This is a genomic window from Roseateles sp. FW305-36 (genome assembly GCF_058787015.1).
This window is the reverse complement of the sequence record NZ_JBYSZK010000019.1, coordinates 122,803-143,209: the sequence shown is the minus strand read 5'-3', so window position 1 is coordinate 143,209 and position 20,407 is coordinate 122,803. Positions and strand designations below refer to the sequence as shown.

Below are 20,407 nucleotides of genomic sequence, written 5' to 3'. Positions count from 1 at the left end.
TGGGCGCGGTTGCCGGATCAGGCAGCCTGGCGCAGTGACTTGGGAGGGGGTTGCGCCTGGGCGCCGTCGTCGTTGGCCGACTTGTTGCGAGGCGCCGAGGCCGAGTCCCCGCTGGCAAAGCGACTGGCCAGCAGGCGGTCCATGGCGGAACCGTCACGGCGGGTCAGATTGGGCACATAGCGGCTGTAGACCTGGAACAGCATCTGCGTATTTGCATGGCCAAGCTGGCGGGCGATCCATTCCGGCGCTTCACCTGATGCGAGCCAGAGCGTCGCCGCGGTATGGCGCATTTGGTACGGCCTTCGACTGTCCAGGCCCAGGTGCCGCAGAAGCGGATACCAGACACGGTCGCTGAAGTTCTTGTTGTCGATCGGCAGTCCCTCGCGATTGCAGAAGACGTACTCACTGAGCTTGCTGGTGGCCGCCTGCTGGCGCTTCAAAGCGTCGAAGACAACCTGGCTCAGTTGGATGTCGCGCTGCGAACTGTCTGTCTTGGTGTACTCGTCCTCGCCCAGCACGAAGGTCTCGCGCACGAGGATCAAGCGGCGCTCGAAGTCGACATACTTCCACTTGAGACCGTGGACTTCGCCGGTGCGCATACCGGTAAAGAAGCGCACGACGAAGTAGTCACGCCAGTCCGCGCGCACGACCGCCAGCATGTTCTGCACCTCATCCAGCGCAAAGGGCTGGACGTCGGACTTTCGGATCTTCAGCGGCTTGAGCGTGGCGCAGGGCGAGACGAAGCTGAAGCGATCCGCAGCATCGGCCATGATCTGGCGCAGCACCCCGAGGATGTTGTTGATGCGCTTGTTGCTGAGCTTGGCGCCCGTACGGCCTGGCTTCTCCGCAAGCTTGGCGCGGAAGGCCAGCACCTCGGCCTTGCTGATCGAGCCGATGGGTTTGGCGCCGAAGAACGGTAGCAAATGGCCGTCGAGAGTCGATGTGAGGACTTTGATGTGGGACCGGCGCCATTCGATCTGGCGCTCGGAGTTCCACGTCTTCGTGAACTCGCGGAAGCTGGGTGTCGCAGGCTCCGAGTTGGACGCGTGCTCGGCCATGGCCTGGCTTGAAGCGCTACCTGGTGCTGCAGCTATCGCGGCGCTCTGCCGAGCGTCGAAGCGCTCGGCCAGAGTGCTACCGGGAAAAAACTCCGCGTAAACGAAGCTGCCGGCGGAAATGCTGGCGCGCAGCCGGACCAAAACGACTTCAACTCGCTTGCGATTGGCCACTGTGTCGTTGAGCGCTGTCTGTTCGCGACACCGAACTCCGCGGTACGTGAAGTCGATGACGAGCCGACCCGTCTCCTTGCGAACGGTCACCTTAGCCATGCAGCACCGCTCCGTTCGCCATGGGCAATCCGATCGGCGCGTCGTTGGATGCCAGACGCATGTCGCGCTCTATGGCCTCCCACACGAACAAAATCTTGCGGCCGCCGAAAGGCCGAACGTAGTGCGTGCCTTCCAGAAGGACACTGTCTTTCAGCCGCTCCCGGATGGTGCGGACGTCGTACTTGATGCGTGCCGACAGCTCGTCGGTCGTGAGATACGTGTGGCTCATGCTACCCTCATGTCGAGCAAACTCACCAAACATCGCAGGATCGCGACATCTGGTGCGAATATTAGTCGACGCATGACGCCTGTCAAGCACATTCGTGGAGTTTTCTCCACATTTATAGATCAGAGGCAGCTTTGTGATCCGCTTCAAGCTGGGTGAACAACTGGAAAAGAAGCAGTTCAAGGACTCGCGCCGGATCACGCTGCAGGAGGTCTCGGACGCGACTCAGATCAATCGATCGACGCTGTCAAAGATCTTGAATCAGAAGGGGTACAGCACGGGGACCGACGTCTTGGACCGCCTGTGCACGTACTTCGATTGCGCGGTCTCCGAGCTTGTGGAGCATGTTCCAGACCCGGTATCGACAGAATCTGCACCCAGGACGTAAAAGCTCGCGTTTGAGGCGCTGCGCTCCGAAGGCGGGAGTTGTTGGTTCGATCCCAACCGGGCGCGCCAGACACAAGCCATGCAAGTCGCTAACTGTTGATGGCAGCGACTCATCAATGGAGCAGACATGGCCGCGACGCCCTCCAAACGCAAGCGCAAGGCAGAGCTGCTTTCGCGATCAGGCCTGGTTGGCGATTGGAGCGGATACATCCACATCCTCGCCGATCGCAAGGGAGGCGAAGGGGCTCGGATGACTTTGATGTCGCTCGAGATTCGGGGAGTGTTCTCACAGCCGATTCGCGGTGTTGCCGCGTTCAGACTGCGTGTGACCCCGGAGTCAAATCCAAGCACAGGGAATGTGGAGATCCCATGCGTCGGCGTTTGGATTTCAACAAAGCCTTTGCTGGATGGTGGAGTCTCTCTCTCGGACCGAGAATTCGACTTGGTTCGAACGATGGCTTCCTCGGGAAAACTCGTGTCTGTCCATGTCAACTGTCAAGAACCGCACTACGGCAAGTCTCTGATCGCCTCCGTTTCATTCAGCAGCGATCCACCAGAGGCGGAGTAGGCCTACGGCAGGCTTTAGCCGTGCTGCCGACAGTTGTCTCCGTGGACGGGTCCGTCACCCGGCGACGCAAGAGTGCGTGAGCTCCGCCACCGCCTCAGGTCGCTGCTTCATCAGTCCGGAGGTGCCGGCTTATTTGCTGCGCTTGGCAGGCTTCTGCGTCAGCGCGCTAGCTGCAGCAGACTTTGCTGCGGCGGGGGCCTTCGGATTCGCAAGGACCTGTGCGGCCTTCGTAGCAGTCGTCTTCGATGTCACCTTGCTGTTGCCGGTCTGCGCCAACGCGCTGGCTGCGGCCGACTTTGCGGCCTTCGTTGCAGTCGGGCTCCTCAAGACGGCCGAAGCCGTAGTCGCGGCCTTCTTGGATGTCTTCTCAGTTGCCATGATCTGGTCCCTGTACGAAAAGGATCGGAAACGCCCTGGCCCCCTGCATCACTCGCGCAGGAGCCCAAGCTCTTGAATGCGGATCGCCATCGACGAGATCGAGATTCCGAACTCGTCACACATCGACTTGAAGTGCCGCCCGTTGAACATTCGGGATGACGCCACGGCGCTGGCGAACTCCAAGCTGCCCGGCCCCGCTCGCATCAGTGCGTGGCTGGATTCCTTACATAGGTTGAAGACCACGTCGTCACTCAGCGGCAGAGGTACGAAGAGGAACCTCGCCTTGAAAGCTTCTCTCACCAGGCGTTCCGGCGCCAGGAAGCAGGCGGCGAAGTAGTCGGCTTCTTGCTCAATAGGATCCCGGCGGCGCGTCTGAAGCTCAAAGACCGGCCGGTCGCGGTGAAAAACGTGCCCGTCATGACCCAGGACGATGTGCCCAACCTCGTGGGCGCCGGTGAATCGCATGGCCGGATAGTCGCAACGGGTTGAGACTGCGACCACCTTGTCCTGCTGGTTCAAAGACCCTGCGACCTGGAAGCGGTCGCGTCCCTGGCCGAAGGAGCCGAGACCATCCCAGAGCTGGTAGTCGTAGCCGAGCACCTTGCATGCAACCTCGGGCTCAAGCATGACCTTCGCAGGGGGTACGCCCATCGGGAACAGGGCAACCCTGTTCCTCCAGATCTCGGCCTGGAGCTCCCAGGCCTCTTGCGCAATAGCCGAACGCTTCATGGAATCTCCAAACGGACAGAAGCTCCAATGACACTATATATGTGCAAAAACTAGTATATGCCCACTAGATGTAGTGCCGCAAACCCATCATCGAGCGTCTCTTGGTGCTCTGCGAGCGAGCTGGCAAGACCAAATAGCCTGGTCCCTACACTGGCCTGTCCACCCAACCCGAACCGCGCCATGTACACGCTCCGCGTGCCCTTCGACACCTCGGAAACCTACACCTTCAAGCCGATGGAAGAGGCGATGGAGTTCGGCCTTGGCCGCGCTCGCGTCGAATCGTCGGGGACACGTTTTGTTCTGGTAGTTGACGGCCTCCAGTCAGAGGATGCTGCGGGAGTTTTGCTGCAACAGCTGAAGGTAGGCTTTCACTACGCCTCATTGACGATGTGCATGCCCTTGTCTTCGAGCTACCTACTGGGGCCGGTCGTCTACACCTCGCCGGGCGCCGTCATGAAGACGCCACAAGGGGATTTCTCGTTGGGCGACGGACTCTATTCCGACGACTCCCCAGTGATTTTCAAAACCGGCTCGAAGCTAAGACGCGTGACCGGTTATCCGCCCTCCGTCGAGGTCGGGGCTTCGGGAGCTTCCCTGCTCAACGCGCTGAACGACGGCCTGCGTCTAGCGGCCGCGGGTGAGATCGAACCCAAGCTTGACCTGGCCATAGATCTCTACGTGTCGCACTACCGAGAGGCCTCCGCAAACGCCAAGTTCTTGACGCTGGTGATGGCGTTGGAGTCGCTGTGCGAACCGCTACCCCGACCACCCGCAGTCCAGGAACTCTTGAAGGAAATGCGTAAGCGGCTGGACTTGACGCTCACAGGCCTTGGCCCCGATGCTGAGCCGGCCGAAAGGCAGTCGTTGGAAGCTTTGCGCGGTGAGCTTTCCTTTCGATCCAAGGACTCCATCAGCAACCAGCTCCGTCGACTCGTGCGCAGCTCCTTGGCGACCGACCCAAACGTCGAAGCGGACGTTTCGACCATGGGAAAGCTCTACGACATCCGAAGTGAACTGCTTCATGACGGCGAGGTTCAACAGGAGCCAGGATTCGACCGATACGCCGAGACCTTGAAGTTGGTCCGCCGCGTGCTTGAGGCGCGTTTGCGTCGATGCGTTGGTATGCAGTGAGGTGTGAGCGCGCGAATGACTGGATCTATCTGACGCCGAGATCGTCATTCAAGGCGTTTGTGGATCGATGGTGATCGAGGCATTCACTTCGCGAGCAGGTGTCCTAGCCTGGACGCAGGATGCCTTTTGGGTCCCATCCGTACCGCCAAACCTTGGATATCCCCAGTTGCCGCGGTTGCGGGCGTGGGTGTGTGAATTTAAAGCGGCTGAGAAGTACAGACGCTGGGCCTAGTTGGTGCCAGATAGAGTTGGCTAGGCATTCAAGTGGCATAGGCTGTTACGGCCCGCCTAGAAGCCCCCACAACATCTTCCAGTGCGGGGCCGCGGACACTCCTCCGACGACGAAAATCAGCGCGACTGCAACCCTGCTCACATCGCGCGACAGCAACGCCAGCCGCCGCTCGCGGTCGTCCGAGAACGCGACGTATGGGCTATGCGCGTTGTCCTTCACAGGCTTGCGGGCGGTCATGCTGCCTCCCGCGGAGCCTTGAAAACCGGGATCGAGGGCTGGTTAACTTTCGGCGTCTGCGCCGGCTTGTCGTCTGCCGAGGCGGCCGGCCTGCGCGTAACTGCCGCCGGCTTCGCTGCCGGCTTGCGCGCCGCTTTCGCCTGCTCCTCCAACTGCTGGCGCTGGTCTTCCCAGTCATCGCGGATGGCCGTGAGGTCCTTCAACGCCCCGACGTCGGTCACCCGCGTCAGGAAGCGGCCGTACAGGTCGGGCTGGACCAGGCCCTGCTGGTGCATGTGCTCCATGCCGACGTTCGGGTTCAACAGCAGCACGTAGTTGAAGTCGCCGGCGTCGCCCTTCCTCACGTCGATGAAGTGAAGGTCGCGCAGCGTCTTCATGCGGCGGCGCCAGGTGTCTACTGCGCGCGGCCCGCTGAAGCCGGCCTCAACCGCGTACGCGAGAGGGTTCTCGATGATGAGGAGCGGATGGTCCGGCGACCGGGCCCACAGGCAGAAGAGGGTGTGGCCGGCTGGCTGGCTCTTGGAGTTGTGATCGATGGCCTGCATCACGAACGGGAGAGTCCGTGGCACGGTGGTGTACCCATCATTAGATTTACGCGACCACAGCCAGAGCTTGTGGTACTTCGGGAAGTGCAGCTCGAGTTGCTGCTCGGCCCGCTCCGACATGCTGAGCCGTTTTGCGCGTGCTTGCTTTGCTGTAGCCATGGAGCCTCCGCCAAGTGCTGTTTCGTAGCCTTCAGTCTGGGTCAGCGACAGCGGCGGAGCAAGGATTCGTGGCGCGGGTTCTAACAGTTGGATATAGCCAACTCGCGAAAAACTACTTGCCAGATGCGCGCATCACCAGGTTCCGATCGTACGACTTGCGCGGAACCGCGCAGAATTTTCATAAGAACCCTTTATCCATCGGGTAAAAGCCTACACGAGCGGTACTCACTGTGCTCCCAGTGCTCCGTGTACTCTTTGTGCTCACCGTGCTCCCGGGTAATGGTGCAGGAAGAGGGGCCTGGAGACGGTCTACGCTGCTAGCGCCCGAACACCCTCGCCAGCCAGGACAGGAGACCCATCCCGGCGGTCCCGGCCGCTGTGGGCAGCGGCGCCTGGTACATGCCCACCACGGCGACGGTGAGCACTACGGCGAGCAGCACGTAGCAGAACCGCTCCCTGACGCGCTGGGGCAGGAGCTTCAGCACCGCGACGACCAAGCGGTCGTTCTGCGGCCTGGATTCCTTCGGCGCCCTCGCGTTGGCGCGCTGTTGGTCTGTGGACATGGATGTCGTGAAGAAGGTGAAGGTCGTCTTCACCACCGGCGCCGACCGGTGATCCCGGCCGCACAACATCTACTGTCTACAAGAGCACCCTGGGCTGCCTAGTCTGGGCCGTGGGCCAGTTTGGCCCAGGGTGGCGGCCCAGGGTCTAGGCCTCCCTGATCCGCCCGTCGGCCCGGAGCCTCCGCCACGCCTTCTTCATGACGTCTTGGGAATAGCTGAGAGCTTCCTTGACCGCCTTCTTTGCCTCGGACGGCATACCCGGCTTTGGCCGCGGCAACGCCGTCGGGGTGAAGCCCAGCTCGGTCAGCTTCGCGAGGATCGACTCCTCCTGGGCCCGATGACGCTGCACAGGTGTTGTCGGCCCCGGCGTTAACGCTGCGACCTCTGGACCAGCACGCGAAGCGTCGGCGAGCGCATGCACTTCCCGGCCGAAGACCAAGCAATCTTCGGTGACGGTCACCATGCTGGGCGCATCGGCCGGTAGGCGCCATCGCTCGAAGCTACACATCTGGCCGCCAGAGGCTTGGTTCGGCTCCCAGTCCTCAAAGTATCGCCACTCGGCTCTGCCGAAGAGGGCCAACGTCTTGCAGGCCTGCATCGGAAGAGTCGGAAAGCTTCCGGCCGGGATGTCTATCGGTTCTTCCCGAGGCCGCGTTGGCTTCATCGTGGCCGCCTGTCCGCACCGCGCGAAGACCCGAATCTCCCCGCGGCCTCCTGCCCTGAGGAAATCGTTGATGGAAACCTTCGACCCAGCATGCAGGCTCGCCAGCTCAGACGCCTCTGCCAAGCCGATGTAGTCGGTGTCGCTGAGTCTGCTCACAGTCCACTCGGTAGATGGCTTCAGGCGCTCAAACAACGCAAGGGAGTAAATGACCTCCTCCGGCGCGTCCGCTACCGTCTGCTGACTCATGGCCTCAGGCTTGAAGTTCCGCGCCTGGTCCATGGTCACGCCGTCGAGCGCGCGCAGTTGTTCGTCGACGTCGTCCATGCCTTTCTTCACGTCGGCCAGCAACTTGCGTCGGATGTCGTATTCCGACGGGGTGGCTGCCGGCATCAGTTCGATCTTCCGCTGCTCGTCCTCCAGTTCGTCGCGCTTCGCGTGAAGCTCGAAGCAATAGGTGTTGTACTTGGCGAATGCGGGGTCGTGCTGCGCGTCATGCTGGTGGGCAGCGTCACGACGCTGGCTGGCGCTGAGTGAATCCCACGGAAGCGGGAACATACGCTCGGAGATAAACGCCGCCGTGTCGGCAGACAGTTCATCGAGGCGCCTCTCCGCGTAGCGCTCGACGACCGGCAGCAGCGCCTGGTATCCCGGTGGCGCTTTATCAGCCGCCACTTTGGGCGCGGGCTTGTCAAAGCGAAATGGCAGCCTGGGCTCGTTCGCATCCAGCCAGCTGTTCAGGTCCTCGACGTGCGCCCAGTCATGGGTGATCCGCACCAGGCGGTCAGTGCTCTTCCGGGACCGCCCGTATTCGATGCGCTCAAGCGACCCGGGTTCGTGCATTGGCAGCGCGCCGGTTCGAGCCGCGGCCGCGAACTTGTCACCCCACCCGCCTGCCTGACCACGCCCTGCGTCTTCAAGGAGCTGAGCTGCTTCCTCGATTTCTAGCCAGCCATCCCGCTGCCGAGCTGCCTTCTCTTGCAGCAACTCCCTCAAGCCGCCAGCGAGCATGTGGCCTTCCGTCTTTCTTCCCGCCACCTTCTCGATGAAGTACACGCGCTGGCCGGCCCGCAAGCCTTCCAGGGCGGGTGGAACCTCCAGCACGCGCACCGGGATGTCGAAGCGCATCGGCTCGATGTTCCACCGGTATGGTGTCCCGCAGGCATCCAACCAGTCGTTGACGTCTTCGGGGTAGACGCCGAGCGCCAGCTCGCCGGGCTCCGGCTGCTGCGTCGGCACCTTGTTCTCGATGTTGCGCGTGCGAAGGTAGTGCGGATGGTCTGCGGCAAGCCCTGCGCACTCACCCATCCGGCGGTACAGGTCCTGCCGTCCGGTGGTGGTCAAACCTTCCTGCTCGGCAAGCGCGAACGCGGCGTCAGCGATGAACCACATGCCGTCCGAAAGCGGGCTGAGCCCGGCGCGAGGTTGCGCTGCGGTCATGCTTTCTCGACTCCTCTCAGCTGCTTCCATTTGACGGTATCCAGTATGAAGTTAGAGAGCCCGCCGACGGGTCCATAGCGAACTAGGCTCTCCCTGACGGGCCGCACCCTGGCTTCACCAACAAGACTGGGCAGCAAGCCCGCCTGCAACATGTCGATCTTCGAAGCGGAAATCGACATATCGAGGGGATGTGTCGAGCCCGTCGACATGAGGGTCGTCATCGCGTAGCTCATGGGCCGTTGGTCAGACCTGACCCGGCTCCCCCGGCTTCGGCCCCGGACGCCGCGGGGTGCCCGCGGCTCTGGGCGCTGCTTGGCGTGCCTGCTGCCGCCGCTGCCTGGCCTGGAATGATTTCCATGCCTGGCTTAGCGCTTCCTGCACATGGCTCCCGTGCCTTCCGAGGTAGCTGTCCAACGCTTCCTTCGTTGCGGCGCCGACCGGGAAGCCCTTGTCGCGCAGGATGTCCGAGGCAAGGTCGCCAACTGGGGTATCCCGATTCCGCTGCGTGTCCAGCCACTTGTGGAACGCCGAACGCGATGCCTCGTACTTCGCGCGCGCCGCATAGGCGTCGGCGTGGAAGAGGTTCGGCACGTCGTCTGGCCGGTCCAAGTTGGGCCTCTCCTCGCGCCGCTCCACCCAACGGCCGTGGCTGTACAGGAAGCGCTCGAAGTTGATGGTCTGGTCGCCATGCTCACCGCCGGGCTGGAGGTGCTCGATGGGATGCATGTCGTCGCAGCGCACGCAGAAGTACCTCCCCGCCTCTTTCTCGGACGCATCGCCATGCAGGTAGAAGCGCGACACCCAGGAAGGTCGTTCAGCTGGCGCCACGGGCGTGGCGGTAAGCAGAGGCGGTGCGGCCTCGGCAGCCACTTTGTTCGTAGCGCTGGCCATCAGCGACCAGTTCTTGAAGCCGCGCTCAACCGCGAGCTGCTGCTGCGCCTCACTGAGGGGGATGGATTTGTCGCGAGCGATCCGTTTGGCGTCGCGACGAAGGCGCTCGAGCTGCGCCTCAGAAAGAGGTGTAGTCAAAGTGGGTCTCCAGGTCACGGAGCTTCAATGCGCCCACACACTGAGCCAGTGACCCGAGGGGGCCACCTGACTTTCAACTTGTCGCTGCCGGGGTCTCAGCTTCGCCGACGTGGGCGGGCAGGCCTGCGAAGTGGCCTTGATGTGCAGTGTAGCGAGTCGGCACATTTAGAACCGTCAGCAGGCAACATCGCGGCCTGGCTTCCAAGCAATCGACCCCCGCCATGTACCGAGCAAAGCTGAGTTCCGATGCCCCCATCGCCGATCCCACGGGAGACGCCTTCGGGTTCTCAGGGTTTGCGAAGAACCTGGCCGCAGCGATCCGCACTACCCCGAGCCCTGACGGTCTCGTGATGGCCATCAACGGCCCATGGGGAGCCGGCAAGTCCAGCCTCCTCAATCTGGTCAAGCACGACCTCAAAACCCTCCACGAAGAGCAGTGCCCGGTCATCGTTGAGTTCAATCCGTGGTGGTTCAACGGACGCGACCAGTTGGCTTCTCAGCTGCTCGGCGCGCTTGCGACGCGAATTCGGCCGGAGTCACCTGGCCTTCTGAAGGTCGGGGAGTTGATGGCTGAGTATTCAGGGGCCATCTCGAAAGTCGTCGCGGTGTCCACGGGTTACCCGTTGATTGATGTTCCCCTCGGCACCTTGCTCAAGCTGCTGAAACGAAAGCCCCGTGATGTTCCCAAGCTGAAGGCGGAACTCGTCAAGCTATTGCGCAAGGAAGACCGTCGTGTGCTCGTCATCGTTGACGACCTGGATCGACTGACACCCGAAGAGATTCGCGAGCTTTTCAAGGTCATCAAGGCACTCGCAGACTTCCCGAACGTCATCTACCTGCTGTCCTTCGCCAAGGACATCGTGTCGAAGGCGCTTGCAACTTCGTTGAACGTCGACGGCGACGCCTACATGGAGAAGATCGTTCAAGCGGCCTTCTCACTACCGGCCGTCGACAGAATTCGACTGCAAGGAAAGCTGTTCGAGGACCTGAGCACCCTCATCGAGGCGCTCCCGATGGCGCGCTTCGATAAGACCTATTGGGGCAACGTCTTCTTCGATGGCCTTCAGCACTTCATGTCCACCCCCAGAGACATCGTTCGCGTCATGAACGTGCTGGCGGTCACCTACCCGCCGGTTGCCGGGGAGGTGAACCCAGTTGACTTCATCGCGCTGGAGTTCATGCGCGTCTTCGAGCCGCGCGCCTATGAGGCAATTCGCGACAACCGAGAGATGTTTGCGGGGGCTTCGCGTGACCATCAGCATCAGCGAGACGAGGTTCAGCAGTTCCACGAAGCGTGGCTTGCAAACCTGAGCGAGGCGTCCCGCGGGCCCGTCAAAGACCTGATGGTCCGCATGTTCCCGAAGGTCGAGGGAGCTCTTGGAAACATGAACCATGGCACCGAGTTCCTGGGGCAGTGGCGACAGGAATTGCGGGCCTGTTCGCCAGACATATTCGACCTGTACTTCCAGTTCAGCATCCCAGACGACTTCTTCACCAGGGCCGAACTGATGCGGCTGCTCGAACTGGCAGGCAACCAGCCTGTGTTCGTGGAAACGCTGAAAAGCGCAACCCGCACTGTCCGCGCTGATGGCCGCTCCAAGGCCATCGATATCGTCGATAGGTTGACTCAGTTCGAGGACCTCCCCCCGGACCGTGCACGCCTTCTGCTCAAGGGCTTCTTCGCGCTCGACCAAGACTTGCTCACGGCGGCTGATGAACGCGGTGGTCGGCTGATGGCCCTGCCGAACTCTTGGCGCCTCGCCTTCCTCGTCAACAGGTTGCTGGAGACGCTCACGCCCGAAGAGGTGCCGGCTCTACTGCTCGAGCTCGTTCAAAGCGCGAAGGCGATACCGATGATGGTCGACACGATTGATCGTCTCTATGCCTCACAGGCCAAGGAGCAACTGCGTCGACCATGGATGGGGGGCTTCGATGCGGCGGCCATCGACGGACTGAAGGACGCCGTCTGCGCCAGGATGGCCGATGCGCCGCTGGACGTCCTGCTTGTGAACCGTGAGGCGCCGAACGCGCTTTTCACCTGGTCTCAATGGACGGCCGCGGAGAACGTTCGTGCGAAGCTGACCCCGCTCTTGGCAGACGAAGGCGTGCTCGTGTCGTTCCTCGAGAAGTTCCTCAGGAAAGGAAGCACACATGGCTGGGGCGACCGGGTTGCCCGCACGATCTACCAACTCGATCCTCGCGCACTTGAGCCCTTCTTCGACCTCGAAGAACTTGCTACGCGAGTGCAGGCGGCTCTGCCAAATCTCCCGGAAGGCAGCGAGGGCCGCATGGCCGCCGAAAGGTATCTGGCCGGGATGGTTCCTGTACGAGCTGGTGAGCCGACGGACCGGCGTCTGTTCGACTGAGGCGGCCATACAAAAAAGGGCCATCCAGGCTACTCCCGGAAAGCCCAATCTGAGTCGTCGAGAAGAACGTCCAGCGACTGCTCTGCGCTGCGCGAAGCGCTGATGGTGGTCAAGCGCTGACGAGTTCCCTGCGAAGCATCTCAACAGAGCTCATGCTCGCGACGCGCTGTGACTGGTAGTCCTCGTCAAAGCGGGATTGCGTGGTCAAGTTAGCCGACTCGACACATTGACCAACGGTCGACTGTATTTACGTCGACTGGTGTGACGACACAGACCTCGTCACAAACCTCGACACAAGCGCCAGAAACGACAAAGCCCGCACTGGGCGGGCTTTGCTAAGTCCTTCACAGGACTTGTATTTCTTGGTTGCGGGGGCCGGATTTGAACCGACGACCTTTGGGTTATGAGCCCAACGAGCTACCAGACTGCTCCACCCCGCGACTGAAGCTAGCAGTATACACGAGATTTGACTGGCTCGGCAAAGTCGCCGCGAAGCTTGCTTGAAAGGACGGGGTGGCCCCGCGTAGCCGCGGTTTCAAGCCCGCGCGCGCCGCCCCCGGCCATGAAATGAGGCGTGCTCAGAAGGGCAGCTGGGCGCCGCGGGCCTGCAGCCGGGTGCGCAGATGCGAGCGGGCGCGCGACACGCGGCTGCGCACGGTGCCGATGGGCACGGACAGCAGGGCGGCGGCGTCCTCGTAGCTCATGTCGTCCATGGCGACGAGCAGCAGCACTTCGCGCATCTCGGGCATCAGGCCGTCCAGTTCGGTCTGCAGCAGCACCATCAGCTGGTTCATATGGCATTGCTGCTCGGGGTTGGCCTGGTTGCAGGGCGTGGCGTCCAGGGCCGTCTCGTCCTCGAAGCGGTAGAGCCGCGACGGTGCACGCGACAGGTGGTTGCGCACCAGGTTCATCGCGATGCCGTAGAGCCAGGTCGACAGCTGCGACTCGCCGCGGAAATGCTCGAAGGTGCGGGCCGCCTCGACGAAGGCCTGCTGGGCCAGTTCCTCCGCTTCGGTGCTGTCGCCGATATGGCGCAGCACGAAGCGGTAGAGGCGGTCACGGTGTTCGCCGAAGAGCTCCGAGAAGATGACGTTGGGGTCGGCAACTGCGGGGTGGCGGATCGGTTGGCACTGGGGCTGCATGGCGGGCTCCGGGCGGGTGAGCGACCGAAATGGCCGCCTTGTTGGATCAGACGCCGCCGCCGCCGGACTCGCGACAAGCCAAACCCGCCCTCCCCCATGTTCATGGGCATGGGTTAACCCCCGAGACCGTGAACTACGTCACGAACTCAATGTGGGACCTGGCTGAGCAATGTCCGAAGCCGCTCGGCGAGGGCGTCGGCATCGGCCGGCGGCTGCAGGAAGTCGGGCGCCAGGGCCAGGTCCAGGGCCTGACGGCGCTCGATGCCGAGGCCGGCCGGGTCCAGGCCCAGCCCCTCGGCGACGCGTCGGAAGCGCCAGCCCAGCATGACCGCCGAGAACTCGATCTGCACCAGGGCCGACTGGGCCTGCAGCAGGCTCAACGCCGATTCGGCACAGGCCACCACCTGCTTGACGGTGCGGGCCTGCAGCAGCCGCCGCGCGTTCTGGTTGAGCCGCCATTCCCGCTCGGCGATGGCACTGGCCGCCTCGCCGAAATGCTCGCGCAGGGCCGTCACGAACAGGCGGCCAATCTCGTCCGACACCGCGCCCGTCGGCGTCGGGCCGCCATGCACTTCCAGTCGGCCCGCCACCTGATTGGCCCACAGCAGAGGGCCGCTGGACGCGGCACTCGTGAAAGCGTCCAGCCTGGGCGCTTGAGGCGTCGCCACCGAGGGGGCGACCGGGGCTTGGATGGAGTTCAGAACGCGGTCCAGAGGTCGACAAGAAGGACCGGCAATCCGCTCACCGGCACCCATCTGTAACCGCGACCGCGGCCGGGTTCCGCGAACCTTCGCTATTTGACGGCTTCGACGCTGAACACGGCAGCGCCGTACTCGGCCGCGCAGTTGGGATGGCCGCAGTCCGGCTTGCCCAGCAGCCAGCTCGGCGAGGCTGGTACCCCCGTCGGGCCCTGGGCCGGCAGGCTCAGGAAGCCATAGCTCGGGTCCTTCTCGGAGGACCAGGGCGCGAAGCTGCGCGGCTCGGCCGCGACCAGCACGAAGAAGTGCTCGGGGCCCGGTGGGTCGCTGGCCTTCAGCGGCCAGCTGGCACCCGGCAGGCGCATCGTCTCGCCGGCACCGATGTGGTTGTTCCTGGCCTTGTCGTTGGGATAGAGCTGCACCAGGCTGCCGTCCGGCCCGGCCAGCAGCACATAGACATAGCCCTCGCGCGAGGCGCTGACGCTGAAGCGCAGGTCGTCGCGGTCGATGCGCAGCTGCGTCTTGTCGGCCTGGGCCTGCACGTCGAAGCCCTCGCTGTGACGCGCCACCAGGGAGCGGAACTGACTGGGCAGGTCGCGCGCAACGGGCTCGGGCTCTGCGGGTGCAGGCGTAGGCGCAGGCACGACCCCCGGCGCCGCGGCGACGGGTTCGGGCACGGGGGCGGGTGCAGGTCGGGTTGCAAACCAGGCGGCCGCGCCCACCACCGCCAGGCCGGCCAGGCCGAGGCCCGCGAACAGCGGCATGCGGCTGGCGGCCGGCTTGGCGGCGGGCCCGGGCGCGGCGGCCGGCGCCTGGATCAGCGTCGCCATCTGGCCCGGCTTGGGCGCGTAATGGCCGCTCAGGCCCAGGTCCTCGCGGAACTCGGTCAGGGACTGGGTGCGCTGGTCGGGCAACACCTGCAGGGCGCGGTCGACGGCCTTGACGAGGCGGTCGCTGTAACGACCTTCGGCCAGCTGGCTCAGGGGCAGATAGTCGTCCTTGACCATGCGACCGACGCTGGGCGGCGGCGTGCGGCCGGTGATGGCGCAGTAGACGACGGCGGCCAGCGCGTAGACGTCGGTCCAGGGGCCCTGCTTCATGCTGGGCACCTCGGCGTACTGCTCGATGGGGGCGTAGCCGGGCTTCAGGATGACGGTCAGGGCCTGGGTCATGTCGCCAATGACGCGGCGGGCGGCGCCGAAGTCCAGCAGCAGCGGGCGGGCGCCATTGCCATTGACCAGAATGATGTTGTCGGGCGCGATGTCGCGGTGATAGCAGTTCTCGCCGTGGATCACCAGGAGGGCCTCGGTGAGCGGCGCCAGCATGTCCATCAGCCAGGCCTCGGTCGGCGGCTCGGGCATCTCCTTCAGCGTGTCCTTCAGCGTCTTGCCCTCGATGAAGGGCATGACCATGAAGGCCGTGCCATTGGCCTCCCAGAAGCGGTAGACCTTGACCAGCGAGGGATGGTCGAACTGGGCCAGCAGGCGCGCCTCGTTGATGAAGCTCTTCAGGCCGGCCTGGAAGGTGTCGCGGTGGCGCTCGGAGCGCACCCTCACCTGGGAGCTGTCGCCGCGCAGGGCCAGGGCGGCGGGCATGTATTCCTTCAGGGCCACCGTGCGCTCCAGCGCATGGTCGCGCGCCAGGTAGACGATGCCGAAGCCGCCCTCGCCCAGCACGCGGATGACCTCGAACTCGGCCTGGCGGCTGCCGACCGGCAGGGCATTGCCGCCCTCGTCCCGGTCGATGCGCGAGGGCGCAGGCGGCTCCGGCACTGCCGGTTCCGGCACCGGCGCGGCGCCGATGACCGTGGGCGCGTCCTCGACGGGCAAGGGCGCGGCAGGGCCAGCCGGGGCGCTGGGCCGGATGATGGTCGCGTCGTTGTCTTCCGGATCGCTGGTGGAGTTCATCTTTGCAGGCGGGACGTCCAAGGTACTGAGTGTCGCCGCGCGCCATTCCGTTCCCGCCCTCCCCATACCCAAGTGGCCGCCCAGGGAACTAAGCGCCGCGCCGGGTTACTTACCGGCCGAACCCCCGCCTGCTCTCTGTGCAGGCCCTTTTGCGGACACCCATGGACAGCACTTCCTTCGACGAGACGCTCGACCCCGCAGAGGCGCTGCGCAGCGACCCCGCGCTGGCGCCCTGGCTGGAGCCCGTGTCCGAGGACGAGGTCTGCGGCCCCGACCTGGAGTACGACAACGACTTCCTGGCCCTGACCCAGGCCGCCGCGGGCAAACCCGAAACCCAGTTCGCCGCCGCCGAGCCGCCGGACTGGCGCGGCGTGTTCAGCCAGGCCGAAGACCTCAACGGCCGCAGTCGCGACCTGCGCGTGGCCAACCTCTGGCTGCGTGCCCGGCTGCGCCTGGAAGGCTTCGCCACGCTGGCGCCGGGCCTGCGCCTGTTCGAATACCTGATGACGCGCTGGTGGGATGAACTCCATCCCAAGCCCGAGGACGGCGATGCCTTCGCCCGGGTCAATGTGCTGGGCGAGCTGAACAGCCTGGACACCACCCTGGGCGACGTGCGCGCCAGCCTGGTGCTGAACGACCGCGGCATCGGCCAGATCAGCGTGCGCGACATCGAGATCGCCATGGGCGACCTGCAGGCGCGCGACGACGAGTCCGTGCCCTCGCGCGGCCAGATCGAAAGCATGCTGGCCGACGCCGTCGGCGACAACCCGCAGGTCAGCAGCCAGGCCACCGACGCCGTCGCGGCGCTGGACTCCCTGGTCGAATGCCTGTCCATGCGCCTGGGTTTCGGCGAGCAGCCCGACTTCTCGGCGCTGCGCAGCATGCTGGACAACATCGTCGCCGTCTCGCCGCGGCCGGTGAGCACCGATTCCGACGACCTGGCCGGCATGCTCAACGATCTGGGCATCGACGGCGACAGCGGCGGCGACGACTCACCCGCGCCGTCGCGTCGCCGGGGCGGCGGTGGCGGCCTGGGCAGCATCGAGAGCCGGGCCGACGCCGTGCGGGCCATCGATCTCGTTTGCGCCTATCTCGAGAAGAACGAACCCACCAACCCGGCCGCCGACCTGCTGCGCCGTGCGCAACGCCTCATCGACCGCAATTTCCTGCAGCTGGTACGAGAGTTTGCCCCCGAGGCCGTTGGCGAAGTGGCCCGTATGCTGGGTGTGGACCCCGACAGCCTGCAATGAACGTCGCATGTGGTGCTGCGATGTCGTCTACTCATGCAGACCCGCAGCGATCATCGTGGCCCAACCTCTTTTGAACCCCTGAATCCCATCCGCAAGGAGCATTGAGATGAGCAAGAGCAGCCAGAAATTCATCGCCCGCAACCGGGCGCCGCGGGTGCAGATCGAATACGACGTGGAGCTCTACGGCGCCGAGAAGAAGGTGCAGCTGCCCTTCGTGATGGGCGTGATGGCTGATCTGTCCGGCAAGCCCGAGGATCCGCTGCCGCCGGTGTCGGACCGCAAATTCCTCGAGATCGACGTCGACAACTTCGACTCGCGCATGAAGTCCATGAAGCCGCGCGTCGCCTTCCAGGTCGAGAACACGCTGACGGGCGAAGGCAATCTGCCGGTGGACATCACCTTCGAGAGCATGGACGACTTCTCGCCGGCCGCCGTGGCGCGCAAGGTCGAAGGCCTGAACAAGCTGCTCGAGGCCCGCCAGCAGCTGTCCAACCTGATCACCTACATGGACGGCAAGAGCGGTGCCGGCGACCTGATCGCCAAGGTGCTGGCCGACCCGACGCTGCTGAAGACGCTGACCGACGCACCCAAGGCCGAATAAGCCGCAGCCTCAAGAACACGACCGGAGCTTCCAACATGACCCAAGCGGAACAGTCAGCATCGGCCCTGGCGGGCGTCACCTTCGAAGGCAATGACTTCGCGGCACTGCTGAACAAGGAATTCAAGCCCAAGACCGACGAAGCGCGCGGCGCCGTCGCCCAGGCCGTCCAGACCCTGGCGCAGCAGGCACTGAGCAATACCCAGCTGCTCAGCGACGACGCCGTCAAGACCATCGAGTCCATGATCGCGGCCATCGACCAGAAGCTCACCGAGCAGGTCAACAAGATCATGCACCACGAGGACTTCCAGAAGCTGGAGTCGGCCTGGCGCGGCCTGCACTACCTCGTCAACAACACCGAGACCGACGAGCAGCTCAAGATCCGCGTGATGAACGTGTCCAAGAACGACCTGGGCAAGACGCTCAAGCGCTTCAAGGGCACGGCCTGGGACCAGTCGCCGCTGTTCAAGAAGCTCTACGAAGAGGAATACGGCCAGTTCGGCGGCGAGCCCTATGGCTGCCTGGTGGGCGACTACCACTTCGACCACACGCCGCCCGACGTCGAGCTGCTGGGCGAGCTGAGCAAGATCGCCGCCGCCGCGCACGCGCCCTTCGTGACCGGCGCCGCGCCCAGCGTCATGCAGATGGAAAGCTGGCAGGAACTCGCCAACCCGCGCGACCTGACCAAGATCTTCACGACGCCCGAATACGCCGCCTGGCGCTCGCTGCGCGAATCGGACGACGCCCGCTACCTGGCCCTGTGCATGCCACGCTTCCTGTCGCGCGTGCCCTATGGCGCCAAGACCAGCCCGGTCGACGAGTTTGCCTTCGAGGAAGACACGGAAGGCGCCGACCACAGCAAGTACACCTGGTCCAACGCCGCCTACGCGATGGCCGTCAACATCAACAGCTCGTTCAAGCAGTACGGCTGGTGCTCGCGCATCCGCGGCATCGAGTCGGGCGGCGCGGTCACGGGCCTGCCCACCCACACCTTCCCGACCGACGATGGCGGCGTGGACATGAAGTGCCCGACCGAGATCGCCATCTCGGACCGCCGCGAGGCCGAGCTGAGCAAGAACGGCTTCCTGTCGATGGTGCACCGCAAGAACAGCGACTTCGCCGCCTTCATCAGCGGCCAGTCCCTGCAAAAGCCCGCCGAATACGACGACGCCGACGCGACCGCCAACGCCGCACTCGCCGCCCGCCTGCCTTACCTCTTCGCCTGCAACCGCTTCGCCCATTACCTGAAGTGCATCGTGCGCGACAAGGTCGGCTCCTTCAAGTCGCGCGACGCGATGGAAGACTGGCTCAACAGCTGGATCCTGAACTACGTCGACGGCGACCCGATGAACTCGTCGGAAGAGACCAAGGCCATGCGCCCGCTCGCGGCCGCCCAGGTCGAGGTGTCGGAAGTCGAAGGCGCCCCCGGCTACTACCAGTCCAAGTTCTACCTGAAGCCGCACTACCAGCTCGAAGGCCTGACCGTGTCGCTGCGGCTCGTGTCCAAGCTGCCGTCCGAAAAGTCGGCATAAACAGTTCGGAAGAACTCGCCCGGCGCGGGAGCAGGACGGGTCTTCTCACATCACCACCATTCCCGCGCTTTGAACCTCTAAAGGAGATATCAACATGGCAGTCAATGCATTCCTCACCTTCTTCGACAAGGCCGATGGCGAGTCCATCCAGAAGGGCAAGGAGAAGTGGATCGAGATCCAGGGTTGGGACTGGGAAATCGAAGCCGAGACCAGCTGGACCAAGGGCGGCGGCGCTTCCGTCGGCAAGCCCAATCCCGGCAAGATGAACTGGGAGCACTACTTCGACACCTCGTCGACGGTCATCATGGGCTATATCTGCACCGGCAAGGCCTTCCCCAAGGTCGAGCTGCAGATGATGAAGACCACCGGCTCGGCCACGCCCGAGACCTATTTCACGATGACGATGGAAGGCTGCTTCATCACCAAGGTGCAGCAGAACGGCACCGAGGAAGGCAGCGTCACGCAGAAGGTCGAGATGGTCTTCAAGACCGTCAAGATCGAATACAAGCCGCAGGACAACAAGACCGGCAAGCTGGGCGCGCCCAAGACCTACAACTGGGACATCCCGGCCGGCACGGCCTCGCCTTCCGCTTAACGCGATCGGTGGACGTCTTGTTCGTGTTCGCATTCCGGGCCGAACGCCGGGCCGCCCCAAGTCGGCCCGCCGTGGCGATGTGCTTGCCGGTCAATCTGGCAAGCATCGCCGTCCCCTCGGGGGACCGGCCGGCGTACCCGGCGGACGAGGGGTCCACAAGATGAGTCGTTCCAATATCTTCATGCAACTCATCACCGGCGCCGGGCCGGTGGTGGGCGAAGGCCTGCTCGAGGGCTGGGAAGGCTCGATCGAGGTGCTGGAGTTCAGCTGGGGCATGCACGCCCTGAAGGACCCCAAGGGCAGGCCCAGCGGCCTCGGCGGCCTGGCCGCGGCGGCGGCCTCCATGGCTGGCGTCGGCAAGCCGGTCACCATCAAGATGGAGCCGCTGGTCTTCAAGAAGCGTTTCGACGTCGGCTCCTCGCAGATGCACTTCTGCCTGGACAACCACCTGCCGGTGGTCAGTGCCTCCATCACGGTGCTGCACGTGAAGCAGCAGGGCCGGGCCATCCATCAGCCCGGCTTCGTGGTGATGTGCACCCAGGGCTACTTCGCCGACTGCATCTTGAACGTCCAGGACGACGGCAACTCCAAGGAGCTGACGGAGACCTGGACACTGAACTTCAAGAACATCAAGATGACCTACCTCAAGACGCTGGGCAAGGACAACCTGCCCACGGCGCCCTTCTTCCACCCCATGGCGCTCTAG

At 63.9% G+C, this 20,407-nt stretch carries 22 protein-coding genes and 1 tRNA gene; 10 read left to right on the top strand and 13 right to left on the bottom strand.

The features are described from left to right. Positions 1-17 precede the first annotated feature (17 nt). Both AC3WOE_RS27110 and AC3WOE_RS27105 read right to left on the bottom strand, forming a co-directional pair. Positions 18-1,328 carry a tyrosine-type recombinase/integrase gene (locus AC3WOE_RS27110; protein WP_492695000.1) on the bottom strand — a complete coding sequence of 437 codons (1,311 nt, stop codon included), beginning with the start codon at positions 1,326-1,328 and terminating at the stop codon, positions 18-20. Further along, entirely contained in the window at positions 1,321-1,557 is a 237-nt protein-coding gene (locus tag AC3WOE_RS27105; protein ID WP_492694998.1) for a hypothetical protein, read from the bottom strand. The genes AC3WOE_RS27110 and AC3WOE_RS27105 overlap by 8 nt, the downstream gene beginning before the upstream one ends. A gap of 133 nt (positions 1,558-1,690) precedes the next feature. Here AC3WOE_RS27105 and AC3WOE_RS27100 point away from each other — a divergent pair, with 133 nt between their 5' ends. The 3 genes from AC3WOE_RS27100 to AC3WOE_RS27090 all read left to right on the top strand — a co-directional run bounded on the left by AC3WOE_RS27100 (position 1,691) and on the right by AC3WOE_RS27090 (position 2,963). Beyond that, a complete protein-coding gene (locus tag AC3WOE_RS27100) occupies positions 1,691-1,942 on the top strand; it encodes a helix-turn-helix domain-containing protein (protein ID WP_492694996.1) in 252 nt (83 codons plus the stop codon). Between the two features lie 126 nt (positions 1,943-2,068). After that, positions 2,069-2,509, top strand: coding sequence for a hypothetical protein (locus AC3WOE_RS27095; protein ID WP_492694994.1), 441 nt, complete (start codon positions 2,069-2,071; stop codon positions 2,507-2,509). A gap of 76 nt (positions 2,510-2,585) precedes the next feature. Beyond that, complete coding sequence (locus tag AC3WOE_RS27090) at positions 2,586-2,963, top strand: hypothetical protein (protein WP_492694992.1); 378 nt, start codon at positions 2,586-2,588, stop codon at positions 2,961-2,963. Here the strand turns inward: AC3WOE_RS27090 and AC3WOE_RS27085 are convergent. After that, positions 2,936-3,616, bottom strand: a complete 681-nt coding sequence (locus AC3WOE_RS27085; protein ID WP_492694990.1) for an ImmA/IrrE family metallo-endopeptidase — start codon at positions 3,614-3,616, stop codon at positions 2,936-2,938. The two genes, AC3WOE_RS27090 and AC3WOE_RS27085, sit on opposite strands and share 28 nt — an antisense overlap. 180 nt (positions 3,617-3,796) lie before the next feature. Here AC3WOE_RS27085 and AC3WOE_RS27080 point away from each other — a divergent pair, with 180 nt between their 5' ends. Continuing rightward, positions 3,797-4,747 carry a hypothetical protein gene (locus AC3WOE_RS27080; protein WP_492694988.1) on the top strand — a complete coding sequence of 317 codons (951 nt, stop codon included), beginning with the start codon at positions 3,797-3,799 and terminating at the stop codon, positions 4,745-4,747. 277 nt (positions 4,748-5,024) lie between these two features. Here the strand turns inward: AC3WOE_RS27080 and AC3WOE_RS27075 are convergent, their stop codons facing one another. The 6 genes from AC3WOE_RS27075 to AC3WOE_RS27050 all read right to left on the bottom strand — a co-directional run bounded on the left by AC3WOE_RS27075 (position 5,025) and on the right by AC3WOE_RS27050 (position 9,613). Then, positions 5,025-5,216, bottom strand: coding sequence for a hypothetical protein (locus tag AC3WOE_RS27075; RefSeq protein WP_492694986.1), 192 nt, complete (start codon positions 5,214-5,216; stop codon positions 5,025-5,027). After that, the gene (locus AC3WOE_RS27070) at positions 5,213-5,920 is read right to left on the bottom strand and encodes a hypothetical protein (protein ID WP_492694984.1); all 708 of its coding nucleotides are present in this window, start codon (positions 5,918-5,920) and stop codon (positions 5,213-5,215) included. Before AC3WOE_RS27070 ends, AC3WOE_RS27075 begins: the two co-directional genes overlap by 4 nt. A 317-nt stretch (positions 5,921-6,237) precedes the next feature. Continuing rightward, positions 6,238-6,516, bottom strand: coding sequence for a hypothetical protein (locus AC3WOE_RS27065; protein WP_492694982.1), 279 nt, complete (start codon positions 6,514-6,516; stop codon positions 6,238-6,240). Positions 6,517-6,628: 112 nt separating this feature from the next. After that, a complete protein-coding gene (locus AC3WOE_RS27060) occupies positions 6,629-8,584 on the bottom strand; it encodes a hypothetical protein (protein WP_492694980.1) in 1,956 nt (651 codons plus the stop codon). Further along, positions 8,581-8,817, bottom strand: a complete 237-nt coding sequence (locus tag AC3WOE_RS27055; RefSeq protein WP_492694978.1) for a hypothetical protein — start codon at positions 8,815-8,817, stop codon at positions 8,581-8,583. The genes AC3WOE_RS27060 and AC3WOE_RS27055 overlap by 4 nt, the downstream gene beginning before the upstream one ends. A 10-nt stretch (positions 8,818-8,827) precedes the next feature. Continuing rightward, the gene (locus AC3WOE_RS27050; protein WP_492694976.1) at positions 8,828-9,613 is read right to left on the bottom strand and encodes a YozE family protein; all 786 of its coding nucleotides are present in this window, start codon (positions 9,611-9,613) and stop codon (positions 8,828-8,830) included. Positions 9,614-9,834: 221 nt separating this feature from the next. Between AC3WOE_RS27050 and AC3WOE_RS27045 the strand changes: the two genes are divergently transcribed. Then, positions 9,835-11,979 carry a KAP family P-loop NTPase fold protein gene (locus AC3WOE_RS27045; RefSeq protein ID WP_492694974.1) on the top strand — a complete coding sequence of 715 codons (2,145 nt, stop codon included), beginning with the start codon at positions 9,835-9,837 and terminating at the stop codon, positions 11,977-11,979. Positions 11,980-12,342: 363 nt separating this feature from the next. Here the strand turns inward: AC3WOE_RS27045 and AC3WOE_RS27040 are convergent. The 4 genes from AC3WOE_RS27040 to AC3WOE_RS27025 form a co-directional block, all read right to left on the bottom strand. Continuing rightward, positions 12,343-12,419 (bottom strand) — tRNA-Met (locus AC3WOE_RS27040). Positions 12,420-12,557: 138 nt separating this feature from the next. Continuing rightward, complete coding sequence (locus AC3WOE_RS27035; RefSeq protein WP_492694972.1) at positions 12,558-13,121, bottom strand: RNA polymerase sigma factor; 564 nt, start codon at positions 13,119-13,121, stop codon at positions 12,558-12,560. A gap of 146 nt (positions 13,122-13,267) precedes the next feature. Then, positions 13,268-13,789: a hypothetical protein gene (locus AC3WOE_RS27030; RefSeq protein WP_492694970.1), complete on the bottom strand. Its 522-nt coding sequence runs from the start codon at positions 13,787-13,789 to the stop codon at positions 13,268-13,270. Between the two features lie 125 nt (positions 13,790-13,914). After that, complete coding sequence (locus AC3WOE_RS27025) at positions 13,915-15,726, bottom strand: serine/threonine protein kinase (protein ID WP_492694968.1); 1,812 nt, start codon at positions 15,724-15,726, stop codon at positions 13,915-13,917. A 161-nt stretch (positions 15,727-15,887) separates the two neighbouring features. Between AC3WOE_RS27025 and tssA the strand changes: the two genes are divergently transcribed. From tssA to AC3WOE_RS27000, 5 genes are all read left to right on the top strand, one after another. After that, complete coding sequence (tssA, locus tag AC3WOE_RS27020) at positions 15,888-16,976, top strand: type VI secretion system protein TssA (protein WP_492694966.1); 1,089 nt, start codon at positions 15,888-15,890, stop codon at positions 16,974-16,976. Between the two features lie 106 nt (positions 16,977-17,082). After that, positions 17,083-17,577: a type VI secretion system contractile sheath small subunit gene (gene tssB / locus AC3WOE_RS27015; protein ID WP_492694964.1), complete on the top strand. Its 495-nt coding sequence runs from the start codon at positions 17,083-17,085 to the stop codon at positions 17,575-17,577. 35 nt (positions 17,578-17,612) lie between these two features. Next, positions 17,613-19,106 carry a type VI secretion system contractile sheath large subunit gene (gene tssC, locus AC3WOE_RS27010; RefSeq protein ID WP_492694962.1) on the top strand — a complete coding sequence of 498 codons (1,494 nt, stop codon included), beginning with the start codon at positions 17,613-17,615 and terminating at the stop codon, positions 19,104-19,106. A 94-nt stretch (positions 19,107-19,200) separates the two neighbouring features. Then, on the top strand, positions 19,201-19,701 hold the full coding sequence (locus tag AC3WOE_RS27005; protein WP_492694961.1) for an Hcp family type VI secretion system effector: 501 nt from the start codon (positions 19,201-19,203) through the stop codon (positions 19,699-19,701). Between the two features lie 160 nt (positions 19,702-19,861). Beyond that, the gene (locus AC3WOE_RS27000; RefSeq protein ID WP_492694959.1) at positions 19,862-20,407 is read left to right on the top strand and encodes an Hcp family type VI secretion system effector; all 546 of its coding nucleotides are present in this window, start codon (positions 19,862-19,864) and stop codon (positions 20,405-20,407) included.